The 15694-nt window shown below is 68.7% G+C and carries 12 protein-coding genes; 3 read left to right on the top strand and 9 right to left on the bottom strand.

Going from position 1 to position 15694, the window contains the following annotated elements; genetic code table 11:
- Positions 1-19 precede the first annotated feature (19 nt).
- On the bottom strand, positions 20-1462 hold the full coding sequence (mdtD, locus tag U5768_RS20970; RefSeq protein ID WP_322032319.1) for a multidrug transporter subunit MdtD: 1443 nt from the start codon (positions 1460-1462) through the stop codon (positions 20-22).
- A gap of 111 nt (positions 1463-1573) precedes the next feature.
- Positions 1574-3016: a PLP-dependent aminotransferase family protein gene (locus U5768_RS20965; protein WP_322032318.1), complete on the bottom strand. Its 1443-nt coding sequence runs from the start codon at positions 3014-3016 to the stop codon at positions 1574-1576.
- Between the two features lie 209 nt (positions 3017-3225).
- Between U5768_RS20965 and U5768_RS20960 the strand changes: the two genes are divergently transcribed.
- The gene (locus tag U5768_RS20960; protein ID WP_322032317.1) at positions 3226-3606 is read left to right on the top strand and encodes a DUF2917 domain-containing protein; all 381 of its coding nucleotides are present in this window, start codon (positions 3226-3228) and stop codon (positions 3604-3606) included.
- Between the two features lie 14 nt (positions 3607-3620).
- On the opposite strand, the gene U5768_RS20955 is transcribed toward U5768_RS20960, so the two are convergent.
- Entirely contained in the window at positions 3621-4871 is a 1251-nt protein-coding gene (locus U5768_RS20955; protein WP_322032316.1) for a citrate synthase family protein, read from the bottom strand.
- A gap of 123 nt (positions 4872-4994) precedes the next feature.
- On the opposite strand from U5768_RS20955, the gene U5768_RS20950 reads away from it, so the two are divergent.
- Complete coding sequence (locus tag U5768_RS20950) at positions 4995-6434, top strand: CoA transferase (protein WP_322032315.1); 1440 nt, start codon at positions 4995-4997, stop codon at positions 6432-6434.
- A gap of 8 nt (positions 6435-6442) precedes the next feature.
- Here the strand turns inward: U5768_RS20950 and U5768_RS20945 are convergent, their stop codons facing one another.
- Positions 6443-7189, bottom strand: coding sequence for a GntR family transcriptional regulator (locus tag U5768_RS20945; protein ID WP_322032314.1), 747 nt, complete (start codon positions 7187-7189; stop codon positions 6443-6445).
- A 142-nt stretch (positions 7190-7331) separates the two neighbouring features.
- Here U5768_RS20945 and U5768_RS20940 point away from each other — a divergent pair, with 142 nt between their 5' ends.
- Positions 7332-8177 carry an aldo/keto reductase gene (locus tag U5768_RS20940; protein WP_322032313.1) on the top strand — a complete coding sequence of 282 codons (846 nt, stop codon included), beginning with the start codon at positions 7332-7334 and terminating at the stop codon, positions 8175-8177.
- A gap of 237 nt (positions 8178-8414) precedes the next feature.
- On the opposite strand, the gene U5768_RS20935 is transcribed toward U5768_RS20940, so the two are convergent.
- The 5 genes from U5768_RS20935 to U5768_RS20915 form a co-directional block, all read right to left on the bottom strand.
- Positions 8415-9395: a hypothetical protein gene (locus tag U5768_RS20935; RefSeq protein WP_322032312.1), complete on the bottom strand. Its 981-nt coding sequence runs from the start codon at positions 9393-9395 to the stop codon at positions 8415-8417.
- A gap of 463 nt (positions 9396-9858) precedes the next feature.
- The gene (locus U5768_RS20930; RefSeq protein WP_322032311.1) at positions 9859-11931 is read right to left on the bottom strand and encodes an ABC transporter ATP-binding protein; all 2073 of its coding nucleotides are present in this window, start codon (positions 11929-11931) and stop codon (positions 9859-9861) included.
- Entirely contained in the window at positions 11928-12839 is a 912-nt protein-coding gene (locus U5768_RS20925; RefSeq protein WP_415913951.1) for an ABC transporter permease, read from the bottom strand. The genes U5768_RS20930 and U5768_RS20925 overlap by 4 nt, the downstream gene beginning before the upstream one ends.
- Positions 12836-13873, bottom strand: coding sequence for an ABC transporter permease (locus tag U5768_RS20920; protein ID WP_322032310.1), 1038 nt, complete (start codon positions 13871-13873; stop codon positions 12836-12838). The genes U5768_RS20925 and U5768_RS20920 overlap by 4 nt, the downstream gene beginning before the upstream one ends.
- A 32-nt stretch (positions 13874-13905) precedes the next feature.
- On the bottom strand, positions 13906-15582 hold the full coding sequence (locus U5768_RS20915) for an ABC transporter substrate-binding protein (RefSeq protein WP_322032309.1): 1677 nt from the start codon (positions 15580-15582) through the stop codon (positions 13906-13908).
- Between the last annotated feature and the right edge of the window lie 112 nt (positions 15583-15694).

Raw genomic sequence — 15694 nt, 5'->3', positions numbered from 1 at the left:
CAGTGCAGTCTCGGGTTTGTCAGGTGCGCTCGGACGGGTCGGTTTTCTTCGCCGTGCGCCGCACATCCGAAGAAAGCTGCGCGAAGATCCACGACGACCCCGCCGTGATGATGCCCACGCAAATGAACGTCGCATGGAACGACGGAATCACGTTCTCGCCGGTCTTGTGACTCATGATGCCCGTGAAGGTGGTGAGCAGCGCGCCCGCGACGGTCACGCCGAGACTCATCGAAAGCATCTGCACGAGCGAGAAGAGGCTGTTGCCGCTGCTCGCGCCGCCCGTGCCGAGATCCTTGAGCGTGAGCGTGTTCATCGCCGTGAATTGCATCGAGTTCACCGCGCCGAAAATCGCCAGTTGCGCGATGCGCATCCACAGCGGCTCGCCCGGTGTGGAGAGCGCGAAGCTCGCCATCATGAGGCCCACGAGCACCGTGTTCGCGACCAGCACGCTGCGGTAGCCGTAGCGCATGATGAGATAGGTGACGAGCCGCTTGGAGAACATGCCCGCCGCGGCCGTGGGCAGCATCATGAGGCCGGCCTGGAAGGCGGTGTAGCCGAGCGCCACCTGCAAAAGCAGCGGAATCAGATACGGCATCGCGCCGCTGCCGATGCGCGCGAACAGGTTGCCGAGCAGTCCCACGCTGAAGGTGTGGATCTTGAAGAGATCGAGCGAAAAGATCGGCTGCGGCGTGCGCACCGCGTGCAATCCGTAGGCCACGAACGCGGCGAGCGAGAGGATGAAAAGCACGAGCACGGTGGCGTGCTGGATGCCGAATTCGCTGCGCCCGTCGAGCGCGAACGAAATGGCGAGCATGCCGATGACGAGCAGCAGGTAGCCCGGCAGGTCGAAGCGCGGCGTGTCGGGGTTGCGGCTGTCGGGCATGAAGATGAAGGTGGCGATGCAGCCCACCACGCCCACCGGCACGTTGATGAGAAAGATCCAGTGCCACGAGGCGATCTGCACGAGCCAGCCGCCGAGCGTCGGGCCGATGAGCGGGCCGATCAGCCCTGGAATCGCCACGAACGAGAGTGCGGGCAGATAGCGCTCGGCGGGAAACGTGCGCAGCACGGCGAGCCGCCCGACCGGCAGCAGCATCGCGCCGCCCACGCCCTGCGCGACGCGCGAGGCCACGAGCTGATTCAGCGTATGCGCGCTCGCGCACAGGAGCGAGCCGAGCGCGAACACGAAAATCGCGCCGAGAAATACGCGCCGGGTGCCGAGTTTGTCCGCGAGCCAGCCCGATACGGGAATCATCACGGCCATCGTGAGCGAGTACGCGATCACGACCGATTGCATGCGCAACGGCAATTCGCCAAGACTCTTCGCCATTGCCGGCAGCGCCGTATTGACGATGGTCGAATCGAGGGTCTGCATGAAGAAGCCGGTGGCGACGAGCCACAGCATCACGGACAACGAGCGGGGCGACGGGGCGTTGCTGGACGCAGCGATGGATTCGGACATGGGGCAGGAGAGGGGCGCGCAGGCAAGCGCCATTGTAGGGAAAATGGCGTGCGCGCGCAGACGGCACGGCACGGGGCGCAGCCTGTCCACCGCGCCCGCCGCGCTAGTGTGCTATTCGCCGAGACGCGTTGCCGCCGCGAAGAACGCCTGGGCGCGCGGATCGAGCGTGAGCGCCACGTTGATACGGATCCACGGGCTCGCCTCGCCGTGCGGGCGGAAGTGGCTGCCCGGCGACACCGCCACGCCGAGCGGCTCGCCGCAGGCCGCGAGCCGCGTGGAATCCTCCACGTGCGGCACGCGCGCCCAGACGAACTTGCCGCCCGTCTGCGCATACCCGCGCGCCGCCGGTGCCGCCGACACCGGGCCCCCGAACAGTTCCCACCCATGCGCTTCGAGCGTGCGCGTGGCCGACCCTTGCGCCTCGGCGATGCGCCGTCGCAGCCGCTCCAGGTATTTGCGGTACGCGCCCCGTTCCAGCAGCGTGGCGGCGACGGCCTGCGTGAAGCGCGAGCCGCTGATGGTGGTCAGCGCCTTGATGGCCGCGAGATCGCGCACGATCGCCGGGCTGGCCACCACGTAGCCCACGCGCAGCGCCGAGGAGAGCGTCTTCGAGAGGCCTCCCACGTACACGACGTGTTCGAACTGGTCGAGCGCCGCGAGGCGGTCGGTGGGATCGGCCTGGAAATCGGCGTAGATGTCGTCTTCGACGATCGTGAAGCGGTGCTCCCGCGCAAGCTGCAGCAAGCGGAACGCCACGGGCGGCGAGATCGTCGAGCCGGTCGGGTTGTGGAACACCGTGTTGACGAAGAACGCGCGCGGGCGGTGTTCGGCGAGCATCGCGTGCAGATGGTCGAGATCGGGGCCGCTCGCCGTGCGGCGGATGCCCACGAGGCGCACGCCGTGCAGCTTGAGCAGCCCGTACAGGTTGTAATAGCCGGGGTCTTCGACGAACGCCGTATCGCCGGGCTTGAGCATGTAGCGCATGAGCAGGTCGAGGCCCTCGCTCGCGCCTTCGGTAACCAGAATCTGCTGCGTCCCGGCGACGATGCCGAGCGGCGCGAGCCGGTTGCGCAAATGCTCGCGCAGCGTGGCGTCCCCCGTTGGCGTGCCGTAGTCGACTAGGCTCGCCGGGTCGCTGCGCGATACGTGGCGAATGGCCTGGCCGAGCGCGTCGATATCGCGCCACGCCTGGGGGATCGAGCCGCTGTCGAGCTGGAGCGATTCGTCCGCGCGTTCGAGCTGGTTGAGCAGATGTCCGGATTCGTCGGCGGCGTTCGTAAGGTCGCACGTGCCCATGCCGGACAGCCCCGCGCGCGCGTGCTCGCTCACGTAGAAGCCCGAGCCGTGGCGCGAGTCGAGATAGCCGAGCGAGACGAGCCGGTCGTAGGCCTCGATTACGGGAAAGCGGCTGATAGCGTAATCGGCGGCGAACTGGCGGATAGACGGCAGGCGCGAGCCCGCGTGCGCCGCGCGCGAACGGATCCAGGTTTGCACGCCGGTGACGATCTGGTCGGTGAGCGGCACGTCGCTCGCGCGGTCGAGTTCGAGTTTCATATGGGCTCGCTGGTGTCTTGCTGAAGCGGCGGGTGACTGTCCGGTTTTTTCACTGCACAGTTCCAGATGAACTGTTCGGAACTGTGCATGGGACCGTCCTTTACTGACCGCAATAATGCGCTTACCGGGAAGTCGCTTCAAGTCCTTGGCAGCGAGCCTTCCGGCGGCCGTCCGGGGTGATCGGCGGCCAGTCTGCAAGGAGCACGGCCATGCGCGAAATCCGAATCTTCGAACTGGAACACGGCGAGCCCGTCGAAACCTGGCGGCTCGCTCAGGCAATGCAATTGCACGTGAGCGAGGGTGAACTCTGGCTCACGATCGCAGGCGACGCGGGCGACTACTGGCTGCGCGCCGGCGAGTCGATCGGGCTCGCGGCGGGCGTGCGCGTGCACGTGAGCGCGGGCCGCGACGGTGCGCGTTTCGTGCTGGCGCTGGGCGGCGCAACCGCCGATGCGCCGGCGTGGACGATCGCGCCAGTCGACGTGGAACGCGTACGCGCGGCGGGGGCGAGCGGCGTTGCGGTGCGCGTTGCCGAGGCGTTGCGCGGGTGGGCGCAGCGCGGGCAGTGGGGTGCGCGAGCGGCGAGTTGAGCTTGCTGCTCGTGTTAGGCGAGGTGCCTCGCACCGTTGCGCATATCGCCCGCCGTTTCTCCCACGTAGCGAGCGCGCGGGCGTATGAGCCGCCCATCGGCGGTCTGTTCCAGCGCGTGCGCAATCCAGCCCGTCACGCGGCCCGCGGCGAACAGCGTAAACGCCGCGCCGCGCGGCAGCCCCAGCACGCGCTCGATCGCTGCGAGTGCGTAGTCGAGCGTCGGACGCGCGCCGCTCGTTTCGGCCACGGCCTGGGCGAGCGCGTCGACTTCGTCCATCGGCGAGCGCGCGGGCGCGCGTTGCGCCAGCAGGTCCAGCAACAGACGCGCGCGCGGGTCGCCATCGGGATAAAGCGGATGGCCGAAGCCGGACAGCGGCACAGCCGCGCCGAGTTCGTCGGGCGCGAGACGGCTGGCCAGATAGCGATGCAGGTCGTCGGCGCGCGCGGCTTCGTCGAAGAGCGCGGCCACGCGCATGGTCTCGCCGCCGTGGCGCGGCCCGGCCAGCGCGGCCAGGCCGCCCGTTGCCGCGCCGAACAGATGCGTGCCGGTCGAGGTGATGCAGCGCACCGTGAAAGTCGAGGCGTTCAGTTCGTGGTCCGCGCACAGCACGAGCGCCGCGCGCAGCAGGTCGGTCTGCGCGCGCGAGCGCACGCCCCACGCCTCGCCTAGCTGGCGGTGCAGCGGCTCGCTCGACGGCGCGGCCGAAACGAGCGCCGCCGCGAGCAGGCGCATGAGCATCGCACCGGTATCGATTTGCGCGTCGCGGCCTTGCGCCCAGATGCGCGGCATTTGCGCGGCTGCGGCGGGCAACAGCACGAGCGCGCGTTCGAGCGGCGTGTGTCCGCTCCAGATCTTCAGCCATGCCGACCATTGAGCGGCCGCGATGGGCGCTTCGGGCGCCTGCAGCACGCGGCGCGGCGTGCATTGCCAGAGTCGCGCCGCGACTTCTTCAAGCGAGGCCTCGCGCGCGAGCGCGATGGCGTCCTCCCCGCGATAGAAGAGCTTGCCGTCGGCGATTAGCGTGATCGACGATTCGAGCACGGGCACGCCCCAGTCGAGCACTTTCTGCGCAACCTTGCCCGCGCGCTTGCCATCGGCCTTGCGGCGCGCGAGACGCCTTACTTCGGCGGCGTCGTAGCGGTTGTGGCGGCCATGGGGCGAGGGCGCCGAAGCGATGAGTCCGCGACTCACATACGCGTAAAGCGTGGCCCGGCTGATGCCGAGTTCGGCGGCGGCTTCCTGCGCGTTCATATAGCTGGACATGGTGGCTCGCCTCCCGGAACCGGAGAAATCAATCTATGTTGATCATGATAATCAAGATTGATCCCGGATTCGAGCGGCGCGAGGATTCGTGACATCACTTCTCTCGCACAAGGACTTCACGCCATGACGCCACGCGACGCCCTCGAACACCTCTGGATGCTGGCGGGCTGCGATCCGTCCGCGCTCGACTGGCTCGACATGCAAGGCCGCGATCCGGGTTTGCCGTCGATCTTTCGCGTGGGTACGCTCGCGGCGGCGAGCATAGGCGCGGCGGGCCTCGCGGCCGCGCAACTGCACGCGTTGCGCACGGGCCGCACGCAACGCGTGGCGATCGACGTGCGCCGGGCGCTGGCCGCGTTTCGCAGCGAGCGTTATTTGAGCGTGGACGGCAAGCCGCCCACGGAACTGCGTCACCCGGTGACGGGCCACTTTCCGACCGGCGACGGCCGCTGGGTTCAACTACACGCGAACTTCCCCCATCACCTCGCCGGCATCCTGCGCGTGCTCCAGTGCGCCGACGACCGCGACGCCGTGGCGCGCGCGATCCTCGGCTGGGAAGGCGTGGCGCTCGACGACGCGCTCGCGCAAGCGGGCCTGTGCGCCGCGCTCGTGCGCACGCCGCGCGAATGGGCCGCGCACGAACAGGCCGGGGCGGTGGCGAGCCTGCCGCTTTTCGAGATCGAGCGTATCGGCGATGCGAGCGCCGAAGCGCCGCCAGCGGGCGAGCGCCCTCTGGAAGGCGTGCGCGTGCTGGACCTCACGCGCATCATCGCGGGGCCGGTGGCGGGGCGCACGCTCGGGCAACATGGCGCGGACGTGCTGCTCATCAACGGCCCGCATTTGCCGAACATTGCGCCGCTCGTGATCGACAACGGCCGCAGCAAGCGCTCGGCCACGCTCGACCTGCGCGACGAAGCCGCGTGCGAGCAGTTGCGCGCGCTGGTTCGGGGCGCCGATGTGTTCGTGCAAGGCTACCGCCCGGGCGCGCTCGCGGCGCGCGGCTTCACGCCTGAAGCGCTCGCGCAGTTGCGGCCCGGCATCGTGTGCGTGTCGATCAGCGCGTATGGGCATCGCGGGCCGTGGCGCGAGCGGCGCGGCTTCGACAGCCTTGTGCAGTCGGCGAGCGGCATCGTGTGGGCCGAGAGCGTCGCCGCGGCGAAACACGGCAATGGCGCAGCAGGCGCGCCGCCGTTCACCGCCGCGCGTCCGCTGCCGTGCCAGGCGCTCGATCACGCCACGGGCTATCTCGCGGCGTTCGGCGCGATGGTCGCGCTCGCGCGGCGCGCACGCGAAGGCGGCAGTTGGCACGTGCGCCTTTCGCTTGCGCAAACGGGCCGCTGGCTGCAGACGATGGGCACGCTCGAAGACGGTCAGCAGGCCCCCGAAGTGGGCGCCGCCGACCTCGCCGATTGTCTGGAGGAAATGGATTCGCCGTTCGGGCGCGTGCGCGCGGTGGCGCCCGCCGAGCGGCTCGAACTCACGCCCGCGTTCCATGCGCGGCCGCCGGTGCCGATCGGCAGCGATGCGCCGGTGTGGGGTGACCAGGCGGCTGCGTGCGCCTGAACCGCGAGCTACTTGCGCAATTCCGCGACGAAATCGTAGTAGTCGTTGCGGCAGTACGTGTCGGTGAGTTCGATGGCGCGCTGATCGGCGGTATAGCCCACGCGCGTGATGAGCAGCAGCGCCTCGTTGGGCGCGATGCTCATCTGCCGGGAGATTTCCTCGCTCGCGTTGACGGCGCGAAAGTGTTGCAGCGCGCGCACGATCGAAAGACCGCGCTGTTCGAGAAAGCTGTAGAGCGAGTCGCCGATCGCGTTCGGATCGGGAATCAGCGCGGCGGGGAAGGTGGAGTTCTCTACAGCCATGACGATGCCGTCGGCGAGACGCAGGCGCTTCAGGCGCGTGACGGCGGCCGCGGGCGAGAGGCCGAGCTGGATCACCTCGTCGCGGCTCGCGGGCTGGATTTCGCGCGACAGCCAGCGCGAGCTGGGCGTGAAACCGCGCTGGCGCAGCATCTCGCTGAAGCTCGTGAGGCGCGAGAGCGGGTCTTCGATACGCGGCGTGATGAAGCTGCCCGCGCCTTGCGTGCGGCGAATCAGTCCCTGCTCGACGAGCAGCGCGATCGCCTTGCGCGCCGTGATGCGCGAAACGCCGAGCGATTCCGCGAGTACGCGCTCGGAAGGCAGGGCTTCGCCCGCGTTCCAGCGATTGTCGTGAATCGCGACGCTCAGCTTGCGTGCGAGCTGCAGATACAGCGGCGTGTCGTTGTCCGGGTCCGGGCGCAGGTCGCGCCAGCGGTCTTCCGTGGGTGCGTTCATGGGAGGCAGGCATGAAAGGCGAACGGCAATTTTATGTCATCGGCGTGCAATCACGGAAATGAACGGGTTGCGAGAGTGCGTATGACCGCATTGCGCGCGAGGCGATACACTGGCCGTTCGTTCCAGCGCGCAAAGGGTGATCATGTCGACCTATATCGCAAGCGTCGCATTGCCGGACGGCGAACGCATTCCAAAGCTCGGACAGGGCACGTGGGAAATGGGCGAGCGCAGCGCGCATCGCGCCGCGGAAATTGCCGCGTTGCGCGAAGGCGTGGCGCTCGGCATGACGCTCATCGACACCGCCGAGATGTACGGCGACGGCGCGACCGAGCGCCTTGTCGGCGAAGCCTTGCAGGGCTTGCGCGACGACGTGTTTCTCGTGAGCAAGGTTTATCCGCACAACGCGAGCCGCGGCGGCGTCGCGCGCGCGTGCGAGGCGAGCTTGAAACGGCTTGGCACCGACCGCCTCGATCTCTATTTACTGCACTGGCGCGGCGGCGTGCCGCTCGAAGAGACGATCGAAGGGTTCGAGGCGCTCGTGCGCGCGGGCAAGATCCGGCACTGGGGCGTGAGCAACTTCGACACCGACGACATGGAAGAACTGTTCGCCGCGCCCGGCGGTAACGCGTGCGCGACCAACCAGATCCTCTACAACATCGCGCGGCGCGGCGCCGAATTCGACCTGCTGCCGTGGAGCGCCGCGCATCGCATGCCGGTAATGGCGTATAGCCCCGTCGATCATGCGCGCTTGCCCAAACGTTCGCCGCTTGACGACATTGCTCATGCGCATGGCGTGTCGGTGTATCGCGTGGCGATGGCGTGGGTGCTGGGTCAAGAGGGCGTGTGCGCGATTCCGAAGGCGGGGCGCGTGGAGCACGTGCGGGACAACCGTGCCGCGCTCGATCTCGTGCTCGATGCCGCAGAACACGCGGCGCTCGACGCGTATTTCAAGCCGCCGCGCAGCAAGCGCGCGCTGGAGATGCTGTAGCGCGCGAGTGTAGTAACGCGCTTATCGCGCGCTTATGACCCGCGCCGGCGTATCGCGAGAAGACAGAGGGCGTGGGTATCCGGCGACGCCACGCGCATCGCGCATCCGGCGACCGGCCCACGGCGGCGGTGCCCGGCCGGGGGACCGGGACGCCGCCGCCGACGCCAGGACTGGCGCGCCTGGCCGTCGCGCCAGATCGGGGTGGCTGCTGCGGTCTGCCTGCACCGCCGTACAGGCTCAATGACCGCTGCCATGGCCGCCACCGTGTCCGCCGCCGTACCCGCCGCCCGGGCCGCCCGACGGTCCACCCTTGCCGAATCCACCGCCGAATCCGCCGAAACCCCCGCCAAAGCCGCCACCGAATCCGCCTGCGGGGCCGCCCGAAGGGCCACTTGCCGATCCGCCGTGGCCGCCGCAACCACAGCCGCTCGAACTGCCGCCGCCGCTGTTGCCACCGCCATTGTTGCCGCCGCCGTTGTTTCCACCGCCGCTGTTGCCGCCGCTGTTTCCACCGCCGCTGTTGCCCCCGCCGCTGTTGCTGCCGCCGCTATTGCCACCGCCGCTATTGCCGCCGCCGCTGTTGCCACTGCCGCTGTTGCCGCCGCCGCTGTTGCCACTGCCGCTGTTGCCACCGCCGCTGTTGCCACTGCCGCTGTTCCCACCGCCACTGTTGCCGCCGCCGCCCTTGCCACCGCCGCCTTTCCCGCCGCCGGAATTGCTGGAACCGCCTCCCGAGCCGCTCGGTCCCGTTCCTCCTACGCTGGAACTGCCGCTGCGGCCAAGGCCGCCCGTGCTGGCCGTAGCGGCGCCCGCAGCGCCGCCGCTGCTTCCGCTGCCGCCAGCCGACGAACCCGAGCCGCCATGGCCGCCGCCGCCGTTGCCCCGAAAACACGCGCCGCCTGTGGGACGGCTAATGCAATCGTTCGGCGCGAATACGGTGGAAACGTCGCTCGCCAGGATATCTGAATCGGACTCCGAATCAGTTTTCGACGAGGTGCCCACGGCAGGCGGTTGCCCGGCAACCGGCGCGCCGAAAGCGCCGAACCCCTCGGCTCCGCTCGCCGGCAAAGGCGCGTCGGCGAGCAGGATCACGGGATTGATGGTGTCGTCTGCGGCGTGGGCGGCGATCGCGGGGAACATCACGCCCGCGCTCACCGCACACATGCCTGCTCCCCGTCTTATCCAATAGCAGTACTGATGAATGTTCGTCTTTTTCATCTTGTTCTCCCCGCGAGACGGCAGCGCGATGCACTGGCGTTTCTCATGCCCCCAAACAAAAGGCACCCGGTCGGGCCGCGCGCAGGGTGACCGGTTTGTGCAGGACTGCTTGTGGATTGTCGAGGCCCATGGCGTGGGACGGCAGATTACAAGCGCGTCGAGCGGCCGGTCATCCTTCCGCCCGGTGCGACGACCCCGCGCGTGTCGGGGTGAATCGCACTGGATTGCAGCGGCCGGATGCCTGTTGTCGATGTAGCCAGTTTTGTGCCATCGGCCGTGGAAGGGCGCGCAGGGTGGACTTAACAATTGATGTGCCGTCCGCGTGACGCAAAAAACGCGAAAAACGTTACGGCGATGAAACGCACGCGCCGAATGGCGCGTGTCCACGTTGCGAAAGCGGACAGCGCAACGAACCGCGCGGCGCTGTGCGCGCTATTGCATCGTCGGCACCTGCGGCAACACCTCAGGTCGCCGCTTGCGTGACCGTGGTGCCGCGCTGTTGAGCGCGCAATTCGTCTACAGGAATGTGGCAGAGAATGCGATGGCCGCCGCCCGCATCGGCTAGCGGCGGGGGCGTTTCGTCGCAAATAGCGCCGAGCTTGCGCGGGCAGTGCGCGCTGAAAATGCAGCCGCGCCGCGTGGATTGCGCGCCGTTTGCCGACGCTGCGCCGAGCGCGCGCGCGGCCAGCAGCGTTTCCGTATACGGATGCCATGGGCCGTCGAACACGGCGCCGGCCGGACCGCTTTCCACGATGCGGCCCGCGTAGAGCACGACGATGCGATCGGCGAGATAGCGCACGACATCGAGGTCGTGCGAGATGAACAGGTAACTCACGCCGCGTTCGCGCTGCAGTCGCGCGAGCAGGTTGAGAATCGCGGCTTGCACCGAGACGTCGAGTGCCGACGTGGGTTCGTCGCAGATCACGATGCGCGGCTCGCCCGCGAACGCCTGGGCAATTGCCACGCGTTGCTTGAGGCCGCCCGAAAGTTGCCGCGCGCGCGCCACGAGATAACGAGCGGGCACGCGCACGGATTCGAGCAGGCCCGCGATACGCGATCCGTCCGAGGTCTCGTCGTGCGGCCGTGCCAACGCACGCTCGATCAGTCGCTTCACGGGCAGTGCGCGGTTGAGCGAGGCATCCGGATGCTGGAAGACGACGCGCAGCGCCGCGCGCTCGCTGGCGCGACGCCGCGCGACGTGCGCGTTGAGGCGTTGGCCGTCGAGTTCGACTGCGCCGCCCGCATCGGGCGCGTGCAGGCCGAGCAGCATGCGCGCGAGGGTCGTCTTGCCGCTCCCCGATTCGCCGACGAGGCCGAGCGTTTCGCCCGCATGCAGCTCGATCGATACGCCGTCGAGCGCGCGTACGGCTTGCGCGCCGTGTCCGAAGGTGCGCGAGACGTCGAGCGCGCGCAACACGACGCGCGGTTCCGCTTCGCCGTTCGCTGGGCCATCGCCCGAAGTTTGCGAGCCATTGCCAATCAGATTGCCGAACGGCAACTCGATTGCGCGTTCGTGATAGTGGCAGCGTGACATCTGCTCGCCGTGCGGCGACGTCATGCGATGCGGCGGGGGCGCTTCCACGCGGCAACGCGCGTCGGCGAGGCGGCAGCGCGGCGCATAGATGCAGCCGGGCGCGCTCGCGCCGGGCGCGGGCAACTCGCCCGGAATGGTGTCGAGCGCGCCTGCATGCTTGTTTCGTCCGTGCGCGGGCAAGCAGCGCAGCAGCCCCACGGTGTACGGGTGCCGCGCGCGCTCGAATACGTCGCGCGTGGCGCCTTCCTCGACCAGCCGCCCCGCATAGAGCACACCCACGCGTTCGCACATGCGCCCGATCACGGCGAGGTCGTGGCTGATCAGAAGCACCGCCATGCCCAGTTCGGCGCGCAGCTTCGCGATAAGGTCGAGCACCTCGGCCTCGACGGTGGCGTCGAGGCCCGTGGTCGGCTCGTCGAGGATCAGGAGCGCGGGGTTCGATGCGAGCGCCATCGCAATCACCACGCGCTGCTGCATGCCGCCCGAAAGCTGATGCGGATAGCTCGCCAGCACGCGGCCCGGATCGGCAATGCGCACGCGTTCCAGCATCGCGTGCGAGCGTGAGCGCGCCGTGCTTGCATCGGCGCCTGCGGCTTCGAATGCTTCGTTCAACTGACGAGCAATGGTAAGCGTGGGATTGAGCGCGCTAGCGGGGTCCTGATAGACCATCGAAACGGCGTTGGCGCGCAGCGTGCGCAGGCTCCCGGCGTCGAGCGCGAGCACGTCTTCGCCCGCGATCGCGATGCGCCCCGCCTTCACGCGGCCGTTGCGCGGCAGGTAGCGCAGCGCGGCGAGCGCGACCGTCGACTTGCCGCAGCCGGATTCGCCCACGAGCCCGTACGCTTCGCCGCGCCGGATGCGCAGCGAGACGTCGGTGAGCACGTCCCGGTCGCGCCCGCGCACGCGATAAGCGACGGTGAGGCCGACGAGCGCGAGCGCGTCGTCGTCGCGCGGCGCGCTGAAGGTAGCAAGCGCGGGGCGTGGGGAAGCGGGGCGGTTCACGATTGGAGCACCTCGCGCAGGCTGTCGGCGATCAGGTTCACGGCCACCACGAGCGAGGCGATGGCGATGGCGTCGAACGTCACGGTCCACCACGCGCCGCCCGCGAGCAGCGTGTACGATTCGGCGAGCGCGAGCCCCCAGTCGGCCGACGGCGGCTGGATGCCGAAGCCGAGGAACGAGAGCGTCGCCACCGCGAAGATCGCGTAGCCGAGGCGCACCGTCGCCTCGACGGCGATGGGCGGCCAGACGTTCGGCAGGATCTCGGTGAACATCACGGAGAACGCGTTCGCGCCGCGCAAACGCGCCGCCGCTACGTAGTCGAGATGACGCTCGGCGAGCACCGCCGCGCGCACCGTGCGCGCGATGAGCGGCGCGAACGTAATGCCGATCACGAGCACCACGGCGAGATTCGATGCGCCCACGGCCGCGAGCACGAGGAGCGCGACGATCACGAGCGGCAGCGCGAGCACGGCGTCGAGCGTGCGTGCGACGAGCGTACCGAACGCGCCTTCGAAATAGCCCGTGACGAGCCCCAGCGCCGCGCCCGCGAGCGTGCCGACGAGCGTGGCGAGCGGCGCGATCGTGAGGATGTCGCGCGCGCCGACTATTACGCGCGAACAGATGTCGCGTCCGAGTTGATCGGTGCCGCACCAGTGCGTGCGGTCGGGCGGCAGGAGCGAGCTGAGCGGGTCGGACGCATAGGCGTCGTGCGGTGCGAACCACGGTCCCGCGAGTGCGCAGACGATCCACCACAAGAGGATCAGCGCGCCCGCGACGAACGAGGGCGAACGCAGCAGCAGATGCAGCGTGTCGCGCAGACGCGTGTCGGCGAGCGCTTCCTGGCCCGGCGGTTGCCCGTCGGGCGATTCGCCGTCTGGAGACATTGCTTCGGAGGCCATATCGTTCATGCGCCGCCTCGCGAGCGCAAGCGTGGGTCGAGCAGCGCGTGCAGCGCGTCGGCGGCAAGATTGGCGAGTGTGTAGACCGCGCCCACCGCGAGCACGCCTGCTTCGAGCAACGGGAAGTCTTTGGCTTTCGCGGCGTTGAAAATCAGCGAGCCGATGCCCGGATAGCGGAACAGCGACTCGACCACGACGAGCCCGCCGATCAGATACCCGAGCTGCGTGGCCGCCACCGTCACGCTAGGCAAGAGCGCGTTGCGCAGCACGTGGCGCACGATCACGACGTGGCTCGGCAGCCCCTTGAGAATCGCGGTGCGCGTGTAGTCGGCGTCGAGCGCCGTGATCGTGCCCGCGCGCGCGATGCGCGCGAGATAGCCGAAGAACACGAGCACGAGCGGCAGCACGGGCAGCACGAGATGGCGCAGTTGTTCGAGGACGCCCGCGCCGCTGGGCGCGGTCGCTTCGATGGGTAGCCAGCGCAGCCACACGCCGAAGATGAGGATCAGCACGATCGACGAGACGAACTCCGGCACGGCGCTCGCGCACAGGCCGCCCGTGCTGATCGCGCGGTCGATCATGCGGCCTTCGTTGAGCGCCGCCCATACGCCGCCCGCAATGCCGAGCGGCACCACCACGACGAACGCGAGCAGCCCGAGTTTCGCCGACTGCAGGAGCGCGTCGCCCACGAACGGCGCCACGGGCTGCTTGTAGCTCCACGACATGCCGAAGTTGCCGCGCAGCGCGTGCGTGATCCACGAAACGTACTGGTCGAGCACCGGCCGGTCCGCGCCCAGTTCGTGATTGAGGGCGGCCACGGCGCGCGCGTCGGCCAGGGGCCCGAGCACGGCGCGGCCAATGTCGCCGGGCAGCAACTGGCCGCCCGCGAACACGAGCACCGAGAGCAGCCAGAGCGTGAAGATCGCCCAGACGGCGCGCCGGGCAAGAAAGCGCGCGATGCCCGGGCGCGGCGCGAAGGCGCGCGCGGTGCCGATCGGGTTCGACCCGGTCGGGCTCGGCATGGGCGGGAGCGGAGTTGCCATCGGACTTCCGTTTCGGTGGCGCCAGGGCCTCTTCAGGCGGCGAGCGTCGCGCGGTCGAAATAGAGCTGGGCGAGCGCCGTGAAGCGCACACCCGAAAGCGCGGCGCGCTGCGCGATCAACTGATCGTAGAAGTACGGGATGATCACGGGCGTTTCGTCGAGCAGCAGCTTCTGGATCTGCCTCGCCACCTGCTTCTGGGCCGCCACGTCGAGCGTCGCCGCGAACTGCGCGACCAGCTTGTCGTACTGCGCGTTGCGAAAATGCGCAGCATTCCACGTGCCGCCGGAGGTGAGCGGCGCGTTGAGAAACACATTCGGCACGCCCCGGTGCCCGTAGTCGGTAATGCCGAGCGGCGAGTCGAGCCAGTCCGATTTGCCGAACGTGCCCGCGCCGTAGTACTGCGACTGGCTTTCCACCTTGAGCGCGATGCGAATGCCCACTGCCTTCGCCGCGTTCTGCACGACCACGGCGAGGTCCGGTATCTCCATGTACTTCTCGGTGGTGAGCGTCACGTCGAAGCCGTTGGCCACGCCCGCCTGCGCGAGCAACTGGCGTGCCTTCGCGACGTCGAGCTTGCGCTGGGGCACGTCGGTCGCCGTGGAGGGGAAGATGGGCGCGAACGGGCTATCGTTGCCCAGCACGGCGCGGCCCTTGAAGAGCCCGCGCACGAGCACGTCGCGATCGAGCGCAAGCGCCAGCGCCTGACGCACGCGCTTGTCCTTGAACGTGGGCGAGTCGTTGCGCATGTGGATCTGGCGATGCGCGCTGGAGCGCACGCCGATCACCTTGAAGTCGGGATTGTTCAAAATGCCGATGCCGCCCTGCACGGTGAAGGTGCCCATCACATCGGCCTGGTGGCCTTGCAGCGCGAGCAACTGCGCCTGCTCGTCGGCGTAGAACGCGAACTCCACGCGCGCGGGCAGCGCCTTGTCGCCCCAATAGCCGGGATTGCGCACGAAGCTCGCGCCGCGCCGCGCTTCGAACTTGTCGAGCTTGAACGGCCCCGTGCCGATAAAGCTCTTTTCGTAATTGCCCGCATAGTTGGCGGGCAGCATGATGGCGTTGTAGTTGTCCGAAGAAACGTAGTAGGCGAAGTTGCCGTTGGGCGCGTCGAGATGAAACTCGACCGTGTGATCGTCGATGGCTTTAGTGCCGCCTTTCGAGAGCACGCCCTTGAGCACCGAGAGCGCCGCCGAGCCCGTCGCAGGATCGGCGAGCCGATCGAACGTCGCCACCACGTCCTTCGCGCCGAATGGCTGGCCGTCGTGGAATTTCACGTTGGGGCGCAGCTTGAACGTCCAGACGTCTGCTTTCGCGTTGGCCTGCCACGAGAGCGCGAGGGCGGGTTGCAGATGGCCTTGCGCGTCGTCGTTGGCAAGGAATTCGCCAGTCTGGTTCAGGAGACACAGCGCGCCCGCATCGGTCACGGTGAGCGGATCGACCGCGCCCGCGGGCATCAGGTGCGCGACGCGGATCGTCTGCTCGCCGGGCTTGCCCGCGCCCTGCGCGTGCGCGGCGCGCGGCGCGCCGAGTCCCGCAAAGGCGGGCAGCGCGGTGAGGCCGATCGCGCTTGCATAGCGCAGCAGCTCGCGGCGCGTGAGGCGGCCGGCTGCGAATTCGTCGAGGGCGTGGTTGCCGTGATCGCCGGCTTGGGAGCGCAGCGCTTCGAGGGCGGAAAGGAGCGGACGGCGGGACTGCGGTTGTTTCATCGGTGCGGGTTTCCGTGCGATTCCGTTCAGGGGACGCGCGAGGCCCGAGGGCTTGCGCGACGGTGGCATGCGGTACGGCAGACGACGAATGGGTATAGCCACGCGTAACGAT

The sequence above is a fragment of the Paraburkholderia sp. J76 genome, from assembly GCF_905220295.1.
Taxonomy (GTDB): domain Bacteria; phylum Pseudomonadota; class Gammaproteobacteria; order Burkholderiales; family Burkholderiaceae; genus Paraburkholderia.
Note: the sequence above shows the minus strand (reverse complement) of the source record. Positions and strands in the feature narration are given on the sequence as shown.

Coding starts and splice junctions, on each gene's coding strand:
- mdtD (WP_322032319.1), bottom strand. CDS start 1,462: ATGTCCGAATCCATCGCTGCGTCCAGCAACGCCCCGTCGCCCCGCTCG.
- U5768_RS20965 (WP_322032318.1), bottom strand. CDS start 3,016: ATGAAACTCGAACTCGACCGCGCGAGCGACGTGCCGCTCACCGACCAG.
- U5768_RS20960 (WP_322032317.1), top strand. CDS start 3,226: ATGCGCGAAATCCGAATCTTCGAACTGGAACACGGCGAGCCCGTCGAA.
- U5768_RS20955 (WP_322032316.1), bottom strand. CDS start 4,871: ATGTCCAGCTATATGAACGCGCAGGAAGCCGCCGCCGAACTCGGCATC.
- U5768_RS20950 (WP_322032315.1), top strand. CDS start 4,995: ATGACGCCACGCGACGCCCTCGAACACCTCTGGATGCTGGCGGGCTGC.
- U5768_RS20945 (WP_322032314.1), bottom strand. CDS start 7,189: ATGAACGCACCCACGGAAGACCGCTGGCGCGACCTGCGCCCGGACCCG.
- U5768_RS20940 (WP_322032313.1), top strand. CDS start 7,332: ATGTCGACCTATATCGCAAGCGTCGCATTGCCGGACGGCGAACGCATT.
- U5768_RS20935 (WP_322032312.1), bottom strand. CDS start 9,395: ATGAAAAAGACGAACATTCATCAGTACTGCTATTGGATAAGACGGGGA.
- U5768_RS20925 (WP_415913951.1), bottom strand. CDS start 12,839: ATGAACGATATGGCCTCCGAAGCAATGTCTCCAGACGGCGAATCGCCC.
- U5768_RS20920 (WP_322032310.1), bottom strand. CDS start 13,873: ATGGCAACTCCGCTCCCGCCCATGCCGAGCCCGACCGGGTCGAACCCG.
- U5768_RS20915 (WP_322032309.1), bottom strand. CDS start 15,582: ATGAAACAACCGCAGTCCCGCCGTCCGCTCCTTTCCGCCCTCGAAGCG.